9 protein-coding genes are annotated in these 12,348 nt (G+C 60.3%); all 9 read right to left on the bottom strand.

Annotation, left to right across the window (positions count from 1 at the left end; translation table 11 throughout):
- Positions 1-14 precede the first annotated feature (14 nt).
- Positions 15-389, bottom strand: a complete 375-nt coding sequence (locus IPI01_18415; protein MBK7259731.1) for a T9SS type A sorting domain-containing protein — start codon at positions 387-389, stop codon at positions 15-17.
- A complete protein-coding gene (locus IPI01_18410; GenBank protein MBK7259730.1) occupies positions 365-892 on the bottom strand; it encodes a hypothetical protein in 528 nt (175 codons plus the stop codon). The genes IPI01_18415 and IPI01_18410 overlap by 25 nt, the downstream gene beginning before the upstream one ends.
- Before the next feature lie 55 nt (positions 893-947).
- Positions 948-1,922 carry a hypothetical protein gene (locus tag IPI01_18405; protein MBK7259729.1) on the bottom strand — a complete coding sequence of 325 codons (975 nt, stop codon included), beginning with the start codon at positions 1,920-1,922 and terminating at the stop codon, positions 948-950.
- A 178-nt stretch (positions 1,923-2,100) separates the two neighbouring features.
- The gene (locus IPI01_18400; GenBank protein ID MBK7259728.1) at positions 2,101-3,780 is read right to left on the bottom strand and encodes a T9SS type A sorting domain-containing protein; all 1,680 of its coding nucleotides are present in this window, start codon (positions 3,778-3,780) and stop codon (positions 2,101-2,103) included.
- Positions 3,777-5,198, bottom strand: coding sequence for a hypothetical protein (locus tag IPI01_18395; GenBank protein MBK7259727.1), 1,422 nt, complete (start codon positions 5,196-5,198; stop codon positions 3,777-3,779). Before IPI01_18395 ends, IPI01_18400 begins: the two co-directional genes overlap by 4 nt.
- Positions 5,199-5,327: 129 nt before the next feature.
- Positions 5,328-9,017 carry a T9SS type A sorting domain-containing protein gene (locus IPI01_18390; protein ID MBK7259726.1) on the bottom strand — a complete coding sequence of 1,230 codons (3,690 nt, stop codon included), beginning with the start codon at positions 9,015-9,017 and terminating at the stop codon, positions 5,328-5,330.
- Positions 9,018-9,286: 269 nt separating this feature from the next.
- Positions 9,287-10,519, bottom strand: coding sequence for a class I SAM-dependent methyltransferase (locus tag IPI01_18385; GenBank protein MBK7259725.1), 1,233 nt, complete (start codon positions 10,517-10,519; stop codon positions 9,287-9,289).
- Between the two features lie 25 nt (positions 10,520-10,544).
- Complete coding sequence (locus tag IPI01_18380) at positions 10,545-11,567, bottom strand: SDR family oxidoreductase (protein ID MBK7259724.1); 1,023 nt, start codon at positions 11,565-11,567, stop codon at positions 10,545-10,547.
- Position 11,568: 1 nt separating this feature from the next.
- Positions 11,569-12,345 carry a glucose-1-phosphate cytidylyltransferase gene (rfbF, locus tag IPI01_18375; GenBank protein MBK7259723.1) on the bottom strand — a complete coding sequence of 259 codons (777 nt, stop codon included), beginning with the start codon at positions 12,343-12,345 and terminating at the stop codon, positions 11,569-11,571.
- Positions 12,346-12,348 lie beyond the last annotated feature (3 nt).

The raw sequence follows: 12,348 nt of genomic DNA, 5'->3' as shown, positions 1-12,348 counted from the left end.
GGTAGTAAGTGAGTTCACCGTAAAAGAACAACTTTTCTGGCATCGACAAACATCCCGCTTTCCATGCGGTACACATACACGCCGCTCGGAAGGCCGTCTGCATTGAGCGTGATCTCATACATCCCCGCTTCCTGGAACTCGTTCACGAGGGTACGAACCTGCTGGCCCAATTGATTGTAGACGCCAATGCGCACCCGCGCCGCCTCCGGCACCGCATAGCGAATGCGTGTGGAGGGATTGAACGGGTTCGGATATGCCTGGCCAAGATCATACGAAGACGGCCGCTGACCTTCCGTGACGCCGGTCACCCCTGCAACCTGCACCGGATCGGTGTAATGCACCGCCCCACCGAGGTCGATCTGCTTCAACCGGTAGTACGTTGCGCCCACAGGCAGCACCGGATCCACGAAGCTATACGTGTGGGGCTCACGGAGGTCCCTGCCCCTGCAACAAAGCCATTCGGGACCGTTTGGAAGGCTGCCGAAGAACTCAGAGCCTTCTGAACCTCGAACCCATAGTTGTTCCTCTCGGACAGCGTGGTCCACGCAAGGTGCACGCCTTCATCTCCCGACGGAACCGCAGTGAAGCTCGAGATCTGCACGGGGAGAGGGATGCCATACCGGACGGCCACTGCTGATCCGGGCCACAACACTTCGATGCCGTGATGCTCGACGGTATTCGACTTGAACTCGATCAGGTTCTGACCTTCCTGCAGATCACCGACGGGCACCGTGAGACGGTCGAGGCTGTAGTAGTGATTCTCGCCGTACGACGGCGCGTACCAGCCGTTCACGCGCGTATAGTGATCAGGATCCCCCGACCCATCAATGCCATTCCAAGTACGTGCAAAAATGACGGCGCTTGTTGCGTCGCCGAGATCGGGGATATCCACGTACGACTGCTGTGTCCCGGCAGGGCTTCCCAGATCGCCACGCGCCCACTCCCGTTCATCGATACCTGACGGCTTGAACAGCTTTGACCGCGCTTGATGCGCGGGCCAGCGTGATCCCCGTGACCTCCGGCGTCACATACCACACACCATTGCTCCCCTGGACGCGGGCGAGCACCTTGATGCCCGACTGGTCCGGTACCCAGGAGTTGTCCCAGGTGAGCGAGAACGGCGAGCCAAAGTCGCTCCCGGCATGATTCCTGATCACCACATCGTCCGACTTCCCACGATGGTAATCGTGGTGGTACTCCTGATACACACCGTCGCCATCCGTGTCCACACCATCGTAGTACGCCAGAAAATCCACCTGACTCGCTGAGCCACTGACATTGACGGCAAGCGTGGGATTGTCCCCGATCGTCGCACCGCTTGCGGGCGAAGTGACCGTTCCGGTCACATGCGATTTGGATGAAGGATCATAGTAGACCCTGAGGACGATCGCATACCATCCGAACTGCCCCCACCCGAACCCATACGGGCCGGTCTGGCCATCATTGGTACCTGTGAAACTGTTCGTGCCGACCTGGAGGTGGCTCAACGGAACAGTGACACCGACCATGGCCTGGCTGATATAATTGTATCCGTCGCCCGGGGTTGTCTGAAGCTCGGGAATGTCGATCCAGGAATTCCCGTTGAAGGAGACCTTCTTGCCGTACGTCCCAATATGTCCACCCCACAACGAAAACAGTGCCTCTGCACGTGTGGCTCCGGAAAGGTCGTCCACCGCAATGGAGAGGGTCGGGTTGGGGAGGAACGCTCCGGCCTGAGGATACGTACCCAGGTCGATGTTCGGATCTGTCACCCGCCAGTCATCGCTGCCCACATCGATGATCTGAACAAACTCTTTATAGACTTCGCCCGGTGCGGGCTGCGTGAATATCCCCTGTGAGGTGGCGCTCACGGGGGTCAGCACGATCGCAGCCATGACGAACGCGATCGTCCTGGCCGCGAAGAACAATATCCTTCGGCTCATACTTCCTCCAACACTATGGAAAACAGACAGCAGGGTGGCACGCCAGTCAGGTCCGGAGACCCCGGCGCGTGTACAACACTCCCGGTCGCTACGAGCAGAATGCAGAGGATCGATCCCACCGGGCTTTCGCAGGGAGCCCGTCCTATCCTCTGCATTCTGCTGCAGTGCGCAGCCGACCTTACTTCACAAGCATCATCTTCCGGAACAGTGAAACCTCACCGGCGGTGAGCTTGTACAGATACATACCGCTCGTCAGGCCCGAAGCATCGAACCGGACCGTATGGAACCCGGCCGCGTGCACGCCACTGGCGATCTCGGCGACCTGCTGCCCGAGGAGGTTGTACACCTCAACACGGACCGTGCTCTCCTTCGGGAGGCCGAAGGTGATCTGGGTCGTCGGGTTGAACGGATTCGGGAAATTCTGAGCCAGTGTGAACTCCGTCGGGACGCTCTGCGGCGTGTTCACGGACGTCACGACAACGGAGAACCGGCGCACCTCGGAGAAGCTTCCCCACTTCGTTGCCGTTCCGCCACGGACCCTCCAGTAGTACGTCGCGTTGTCGTTGAGCGGACGGTAGGTCTTCGCCGTATCCGTCACGGTGGAATCCACGCTCGTGAAACCGAACGCCGAATCCGGAGAGATCTCGAACCAATACCGCGTCGCCCCGGGCGTCGGACGGTTCCACGTGAAGCGGGCGCTGTCCTTATTCACCACCGACTGATGTGCCGGGCTCAGCAGTGTAATCACCCCGGGTACCGGCGCCAACGTGGTGAACGAGCGTGTCGCTGTGAACGGCCCCGGCCCGCCGGCATTCCGCCCGGCGATACGCCAGAAGTAACGCGTGTTCTGCACCAGCCCCGTGATCGTCCGGGTGGTATCCGTCAGGGTGGTGTCGTTCCTGAAAAGCCCTGACGCAAACGTGGAATCCGTGGCGATCTGGATCGTATAGTGCGTCGCCCCGGCCAATGCCCGCCACGAGAATACCAGGCCGGCGGTCGGCTGTTCGATCGCATTCGCCGCCGGAGTGAGAAGTACGGGTGCCGTCGGGACGCTCATCACCGTGCGGAAATTCCAGGTCGCCGCAAAGGCACTGGAGCCACCGGCATTCTTCGAACGCACACGCCAGTAGTACTTCTGATTGTAGCCGAGCCCGCTCACCGATCTCGAGGTATCGGTCAGCGTACTGTCGTTCACGATGAAGCCCGACGCAAAGGTCGAGTCGGCACCAGCCTGCAAATGATAGGTCGCTGCAGCGGTGGCCGCGCGCCAACGGATGGTGAGACTGGTGGTCTGGTCGATGGCATTGTTCGCCGGGGCAAGGTGCACCGGCACACCCGCCGGAGCCAGAGCGGTCGTGAACGACCACGCCGTGGCATAGTCGCCCCATGCTGAAGCAACCTGCGCAGAAACATGCCAGTAGTACTGCGTGCTGTACCCAAGGCCCGTCAGGACCTTGGTGGTATCGGCAAGGGTCGTATCCTTCACGATCGTCCCCCCCGTGAAGCCGGCAGTCGTGGCAACCTGCAGACGATACTGGGTAGCGCCAGAAACAGGACGCCAGACCAACGGCACTGTAACGGAAACGTTCGTGGCGGCATTCGCCGGTGATACGTGCGCCGGGGCGCCGACATTCGTTGTGAATGCAGAGAACGCGGAGTACGCGCCATTGCCGGCGGCGTTCTTTCCGCGGACGCGCCAGAAGTGCCGAACGTTGGCCGTCAGCGGGCCAACGGCATAGCTGGTGTCTGCGATGTTGGTCTGATTCACCACGGTCGTCGCAAAGGTCGAATCCGTCGACACCTGGAGATCGTACGTCGATGCGGCAGGTGCAGGGTGCCAGCGCAGGGTAAGGTTCACTGCCTGGTTGGTCGCGTTGTGCGCGGGCGACGCAAGCGTTGCGGCCAGCGGTACGGGGATGCGTAGCCGGCGCCGGTGTACTCCACCTGGAGTCCCGGACCCGGCCAGATGATCTCCATGCCGTGATGGGCAACGGTCTGCGAGTAGAACGAGAATTCGTTGTTCCCCGTCCTCAGTTCTCCCGTCGGGATGGAACGGATATCGTACGAGAAGTTGTGGTTCCCGCCATACTCGTCCGGATCTTCCCAGCTATTGAAGCGGCGGTAGTGCGTCTCACCCGGTTCGCGAACGACGTCGAGGCCGTTCCATGTCCGGTTGTGATAGACCGCCTCTGTCGCGTCACTGAGGTTCGTCGATTCTGGAATATTCACATTGATCCGGACCACATCGAGATCGCCACGGGCCCAGGCTTCTTCCGGTGTATCGAACGGCTTGTACAACCGTACGGACTTGCCGCTGCGCACGAGGCTCAGGTCCGTCACTTCGGGCGTCACGTACCACACACCATTGCTGCCGCGGATGCGGGCGAGCAACTTTACGGCACCGGCAGCCTGGTCCGGGACCCACTTCGTGTCCCAGTTCACGACGAACGGCGATGAGGTCGCTGTCCCGACATGGTTCCGGATCTCCATGGACGTGCTCTCTGTCTGGAGATGGTAATCATGATGGTATTCCAGATACCGGCCGTCGCCATCGGTATCGTAGCCATCGTAGTAGGCAAGCACATCCACACGGTCCGCCGACCCGGTCACACCGACGGTGATGCTCGGGTCCTCGTTCATCGACGCCTTCGTGAGGGGCGATGTGATGGAACCCGTCACGTGGGTCTTGGATGGACCATAGTAGATGCGGATCATCATGCCGTACCAGCCGTGCTGGCCCCATCCGAAGCCGTACCCGTCGGGACCACCAAGCTGTCCGCTGTTCTCGCCCTGGAAGATATTCACACCCGCCTGAAGGTCCGAGAGGGGCACATTCACGGTGATCATGGACTGGCCGATATAATTGATGCCGAGATGGCCCACCGGGACCCCGTTGGAAGTATCCAGATCGGGCAGATCGATCCACGCGTTGCCATTGAAACGAACCCTCTTGCCGTACGTGGAGATATGGCCGCCCCAGATGATCATGGTCGCTTCGGCGCGGACGGCACCGGCCAGATCATCGACCGTGAGGTCGATCTCCGGATTCGGGAGGAAGGGAGCCGCCTGTGGATAAGTACCGAGATCCATATTCGGATCGGTCACCCGCCACTGCTCGCCATCCAGAGGACGCATCACGCGCGTGTATTCCCTGTAAATGTCGCCGGGCTGCGGCCCGGTGAACCGGATCTGGGCGAATGCCTGCATGCTCCCGAGCAGGATCAAACTGACGATCATTGCCGCACGGAGTATCCCGGACAGCCTGGTCTGAGTCATAGTGGTCTCACGTGTGATTGTGGTTCGTGATAAACGACAGGAGCGATGGCGGGAGATGCTGCGCATCCCTCTCGCCATCGCTTCTCTATCCCGCGGGCCTGCGGTCCGTACCGCAGGCCCCGCCTCTCTTTACTTCACCAGCATCATCTTCTTCGTGAAGGTCATCTGGCCCGACACCATCCTGTAGATATACAGGCCGCTCGGCATCGCCGACGCATTGAACGACACGGCATGATATCCGGCTGCGCGGACCTCATCCACCAGCAGGGCCACACGTTCGCCCAGGAGGTTATAGACCTCGAGCGTTACACGCGATTCCTGTGGCAGCGCGAATTCGATCTTCGTCGCCGGATTGAACGGGTTCGGGTAATTCTGCGACAGTGACAGCTCCATCGGGATCTCAGGACGATCGTTCACTCCGGTGATGTCGCGCGTGAACTTGCGCACGACGCCGAAAGGTCCCCAACCGCCCGCATTGTGCGCCTTGACGCGCCAGAAGTATGCCTGATTCGGCAAGAGACTCCGGAAGATCTTCGTGGTATCGGTCAGGTTCGAATCCGGCACAGAGAACACGAACCCTGAATCCAGGCTCAGATCCACCCAGTAACGGTCCACCGCCGGGGTGCTGGTACGCCAGATCACACGGAGACTGTCCGTTGCCTGACGATACTGATCCAACGGGAACACGAGCAGAGGCGCGGCTGCCGCCGGGATGCCGGTGGTGAAACGGCGCACCGGTGAATACGGCGACGTGCCGCTCACGGCATCGGCGTTCACACGCCAGTAATAGGTGGTCACGTAGCTCAACGACACCATCGTCTTGAAGGTATCCGCGAGCGTTGCATCGTTCACCACGAATCCACCCGCGAACGTCGAGTCCGTGGACACCTGCAGATGGAACGACGTGGCGCCGTTCGGACGCGTGAAGGTGATCGTCAGCGGGGTCAGCAGACCCGTCGCCAGGTTGGCGGGGGCGAGCTGCTTCGGGATCGCCGGGTCGGAATCGTAGGTACGGAAGCTCCAGATCGAAGAATACGGGCTGGTGCCGCCGATGTTCTTGGAATTCACACGCCAGAAGTACTTCATGCCGAACGCGAGGCCACCAACGGTCTTCGTGGAATCCGTGACGGTGGAGTCGTTCACGACCACGCCCGAGGCAAAGGTCGAGTCGGACGCCACCTGCAGGCGATACGACGTCGCGCCCGCGATCTTGAGCCAGACATACTTCACCGAAAGGTCCTGGTTCGTTGCCCCATCGGCCGGACCGACGAGGCTCGGGATCGATGGATTGGCGACGATCGTCGTGAATGCCCAGGTGGCGGAGTACACGCCGGTGCCTGCATTATTCTTGGCATTGACGCGCCAGTAATACTTCGTGCTGTTCGCAAGGCCGGCCATCGTCTTCGATGTGTCGGTCAGGGTCGAATCGTTGATCACGATGCCCGTCGCGAAGGTCTCGTCCGTGCCGACCTGGAGCCGGTAACTGGTTGCTGCGTTCGCGCGGTTCCAACGGAGCACCACATTCACCTGCTGGTTCACCGCATTGGTCGGAGGCGAGATGAGCGCCGGCGCCGGCGGGATCGCGGAGATGGTCGTGAAGGCACGCACCGCCGAATAGCTGCTGGTGCCGCCTGCGTTCTTCGCGTTGACCCTCCAGTAGAACTTCGTCAGGTTCGCAAGCGCACTCATCACCTTCGAACTGTCGGTGAGCGTGGAATCATTGTACACCAGCCCTGTCGTGAACGCCGTGTCGGTCGACACCTGCAGGCGGAATGTGGCGGTGCCCGCCGGCTTGGACCAGCGCAGCGTGGGGGTCACTTCCACATCCAGCGCATTATCGGCGGGCGACTGCAACGACGGGACGGCGGGCGGAGCGATGGCGGTCGTGAACGTGTATACATCAGACGTGGCACCGACGCCCCAGGTATTCTTGCCGCGGACACGCCAGTAGTACTGGGTGGTGTAGCCGAGCCCGGCAACCTGCTTGGTCACGGCCGTCAGGGTCGAATCGCTGTACACCGTGCTTCCGAAGCCCGGGTCCGTGGAAACCTGGAGCCGGTACGTTGTCGCCGACGCCGTCGTGTCCCATGCCAGCGTCGGCGGGACGAACACGTTGAGCGCATTGTTCAGCGGGGTTGCCAGGTACGGCTTGGCGGGCAGCGTCGTTGCCACATACTCTGCGGAACACGTGAACGCCTGCGGGCTTGCGCCGCCATTGCCGGCGAAGACACCGACCTTGGTCACATTCAGCGGACGTGCGATGCTCGGGATGAACGTCCAGCTCGTGCCGTTGAGCGAGTACCACACACGGAACGTTCCGCCACCCTGGGTCAGCTTCAGCCAGAGGTTGGACGTCGCACCGGTCAGGACCTCATTCGCCAGGATGTCCGGCTGACTCAGGCCATCATAGAACCCACCGATGAAGATGCGGACGCTCGTGCCATCGTAGCTGAAGTTCGCACGGATGAGGTTGTTCGTGTCCTGTTCGGCCACGATGCCCTGGACCATGATGTTGGACGCGGAACCGACCAGCGGCGTCGTGAACTTCACGGTGAATTCGTACACGTTGGCAAAATCCTTCAGGTCCTGCAAGATGTGCGGGGCCGTGTACCCATCGGTCCAGATGTCATGCGACACACCGCCGGGGACGGTGATCGTGAGTTTCTTGCCGGCGATCCCGAAGGAGGCATCCCCGCGCGGATTGTAGGTGGTCCAGAGCGACCCATTCAGCGCCCCACCACCGAAGTCATCCGACACCATCTTCAGATCGTCGATGTACCCGCCCGTAAAGAACACATTGTCCGCCGAGGCATTCGTCTGCAGCTGTTCATCCGTGCCCGTCACCCGGAAGTGATGGTCCGTGCTCGGATTGGTTCCGTTGACGATCACACGATGATCATACGTATAGGACGCATGGCCCACCGGGGTGCTCCCGTACGCCGCCGTCGTTCCCCATTCCACCGTGCCGTTCGCCGGCTCATCCGTCTTCCACTTCACCATGAACGCATTGGGCTGCGCGATATAGGAGACGTTGTAGATGTACGGCCCGAGGTTGTCGGCCACCGGTGTGCCTTCTTCCGGCACGACCGGGGAATCGCTATTGAAGAAGTAGTCGGCCTTCATCGTGAACGCTGACGGGTTCGGCCCGGCGTTGCCGGCAAAGAGGCCGATCCTGGTCACGTTCAGCGCGTGCACGAAGCTGTCAGCAAGCGTGTAGGCGGTTCCGTTCAGCGAGTAGTACATCTTCCAGGTATTGCCGGTGCGCGACACGCGCAGCCAGAGGGGCCCGACATCGTAGCCGGCGAAGTACTTGTTGTTGATCTTGGTGGACGGCGACGCAAAGCCGTCGCTGAACGAGGCGGCGAACGCCTTCACACTATCCACCTCATGACCGGTCGTGAAATCGAACCTCACGAGATTGGCGGAGTCCTGCTCCACGACAAGCCCTTCTGCCAGATAGGTCTGGAAGGAGATGCCTCTGAGCGGCGAGAGGAATTTCACGTCGACCGTGAAGTCTTCATTGGCACAGGCCTGGGTGATGTGCGGCGCGTTGTAGCCGATCGTCCAGAGATCGTGCTCCACCCCGCCCGGCAGGGCGATCTGCACCATGGCACTGTCCGTCGTGTACCCCGCCATCTTGATCGTTGCATCACCGATCGCATCAGTGATCGTCCAGCGAGGACGGATCAGGTTCCGGGAATTGAACGCGTCTGATGTGAACGTGGACGCGCCCGCGAATGCGAGCATAGGAACCAGCACTGTGATCACCAACATGCCGAGAGCCAGGGGCAAACGAGACCACTGGGACAGTCGATCCATGACGTGTACCTTTCGATTGAGAGTATTCACCATATATGCACAAAATCGCAAGAAATCATTGAAGTCAAGATAATATACATGGCCCCGACTTGCAACCGTGTGACGGGCATCACACGCGGACCTCCCCGGATGGTGCGCGAAGCCATACTTAGTTTGCAACAATCGTACCCGCAGAGAACAACAAAAAAATGGCCGATTCCGTTCATAAAGAACGGAACCGGCTAGGGAACAGCTCACAGGGTTGGCTACATATCACCAACCGCACAGGATCATACGATCTTCGGTTTGGGGATAGGAATGATGAACTTCCCACCCTTCGCACGGTACTCTTCCTGCTGTTTCATGATCTCCGTCGCGAAGTTCCATGCCAGGATTACGACGTAGTCCGGCTGATCCTCCACAAGCTTGCTGGGCGGGAAGATGGGCAGATGATTCACACCCATGTACTTGCCGTGCTTGTAGGGATTCAGGTCCACGACGTAATCCACAAGCTTCTTGTCCAACCCCACGTAGGCGAGCATCGTACAGGCTTTGGCCGCCGCGCCATAGGAGGCGATACGCTTCCCCTTCCGCTTCAGCCCCTCAAGGATCTCCAGCAGCGACGTCCGGATGAACTCGACCCGCTTGGCAAAGTCGCGGTAGTAGGTCATCTTGTCCACCTTCCGCTTCTTCTCCATCGCGAGCAGGCTCTTCACGCTCTTGCCGACGCGGTCCACCTTCTCGACGAAGAGGCGGATGGTACCGCCATGCACGGACACGCGCTTGATCTCGTTGAGGTACAGCCCGTGGCGGCGGAACAGCTTGTCCAGCGCCGTCACCGAAAAATAGCAGAGATGCTGGTGATAGATCGTATCGAATTCGCAATGGTCAACGAGGTCCACGAGGTACGGACACTCGATCACCGCGACGCCGGTCTCCTTGAGGATGATGTTGATCCCCTCGACGAACCCGTTGAGGTCCGGTACGTGCGCGAGCACGTTGTTCGCCAGGAACACATCAGCGGCCTTGCCCTCTTCCTTCCGGAGCTTCGTTGCAAGCTCTTTCCCGAAGAAGTTGATGAGGGTGGGGACGCCGTTCTCCTGCGCTTTGCGCGCCGGAGCCTGGGCCGGGTCGATCCCCTGCACCTGGATCCCGCGCTTCAGGAAGTTCTGCAGCATGTAGCCATCGTTGCTGGCGGCTTCCACCACAAGGTTCTCCGGTCCCAGCTTCCGCTTCTCGATCAGATACTCCGCGCTCTCACGGAAGTGCGCGAGGAGCGACGGTGAGACGGACGAGAAGTACGGGTACTCGGGGCCAAAAAGGATCTCGGGGTCCACCGATTCCGTGATCTGCACCAGGGAGCAGGTCGGACAGAACACAAGATCGAGCGGCGCGGTGATCTCCGGCTGGTTCAGCTGATCGTGGTTCACCAGGCGGTCCGCCAGGGCGGTTCGCCCGAACGACACGATCAATTCCAGGTTCTTCTTGCCGCACGAACGGCACGGGGGATACTTCGTCTTCATGGAGTCGGGGTCCTGTTCAGGATGGCTATTTCCAGCGAAGGTCCGCACCGAGCAGACCGGAGTTCATGAGCATCTTGATGTGATCGATACGTTTGTACTTCGTCCCCTCGAAGTCGTCCAGCTTCAGGCCGACCTTCTTGTATGCTGCGAGGAGTTCCGCGGCGCCCTTACGGGCATCCCATATCGGCTGGAACGCCGGGAGGGTCTTCATGATCTTCGAGCTGTCCACACGGTAGCACCGCTTGTCCGGACCGGCATCTTTCGCGTACTCGATCACGGTATTCTGGACCGTGTCCTTCACGATATCCGCCAGCTCGCGGATCCGGTAGTTGTCCTCATTCCGGGCGACATTGAACGCCTGGTTGTGGGTGAGCTCGAGCGGGGACTTCAGCACGGCGATGAACGCACGCGAGATGTCCGCGATGTGCACGATCGGCCGCCACGGCGTACCGTCGCTCTTGATGAAGACCTTGCCGGTCGTGAATGCCCACGCCACGAGGTTGTTCAACACGAGGTCGAACCGGAGGCGCGGCGACACGCCGAAGGCCGTCGCGTTCCGGAGGAACGTGGGGCTGAACGAGCCATCCGCCATCTTGGTGACATCCTGCTCCACCCGGACCTTCGAGATACCGTACGGGGTCACCGGATTGAACGCAGAGTGTTCATTGAGGAGATCTTCCCCGCCCGCACCGTAGTTGCTGCAGGAGGAGGAGAAGACGAATTTGCGCACGCCCGCCTGTTTGGCGCACTCGGCCAGGCGCACCGAGGCGACATGATTGATGTCATAGGTGAGGTTCGGATTGAGATCGCCGAGAGGGTCGTTGGAGAGGCCCGCAAGGTGGATGATCGCATCAAAGCCCTTCACATCGGCGACTTCGACATCGCGAATGTCCTTCTTGATGTTCGGTACCTGCTTGATGCCATCGCCGAACGTCGAGCGTTCGAACAGGTCGGTATCGAAGCCCACCACATCCCACCCTTCCTGCAGAAGCATGGGAACCATGACCGTACCGATATAGCCGAGGTGACCGGTGACGAGAACGCGCATATCAATCCTTCCAGACTTTCCAGGGTGCACCGCCATTCTGCCAGAGGTCTTCCAGCAGTTTCTTGTCGCGTAACGTGTCCATACACTGCCAGAAGCCGGAGTGACGGTACGCCATCAACTGTCCTTCTTTCGCGAGACGCGTCAGCGGTTCATGTTCCCACTGCGTCGCATCGCCTTCGATATAGTCGAAGATCTTCGGATCGAGCACGAAGAACGCACCGTTGATCCAGCCTTCGCCGGTCTGCGGCTTCTCCGTGAACTGCACGATCTGATCGCCGTCGAATACCATGTGCCCGAAGCGGGCGGGAGGCCGCACGGCCGTCAGCGTCGCCAGCTTGCCATGGGATTTGTGGAACTTCAGCAGGTCGATCAGATTCACATCCGACACGCCGTCGCCCCACGTCAGCATGAACGTCTCATTGCCGATCACCGGCTTCAGGCGCTTGATGCGCCCGCCGGTCAGCGTGGAGATCCCGGTATCCACCAGGTGCACGGTCCAGTCCGGCCGCGAACCGCCGTCGATATCGACCTTTCCCGTTTGCATCCGGACGGTCATCGCGTTGCTGTTGAGGTTCGCATAGTCCACCATGTACTTCTTGATGAACTCGCCCTTGTACCCCAGGGCGATGGCGAACTCATTGAAGCCATAATGTGAATAATGCTTCAGGATGTGCCAGAGGATCGGGCGTCCGCCGACCTCCACCATGGGCTTCGGCTTGATCTCCGTTTCTTCGGAGAGGCGGCTGCCAACGCCGCCCGCAAGGATTGCTACCTTCATGCA

This window comes from Ignavibacteriota bacterium, assembly GCA_016707525.1.
In the GTDB taxonomy this organism is placed as follows: domain Bacteria; phylum Bacteroidota; class Ignavibacteria; order UBA10030; family UBA6906; genus JAGDMK01.
This window is presented reverse-complemented; position numbering and strand designations above follow the sequence as displayed.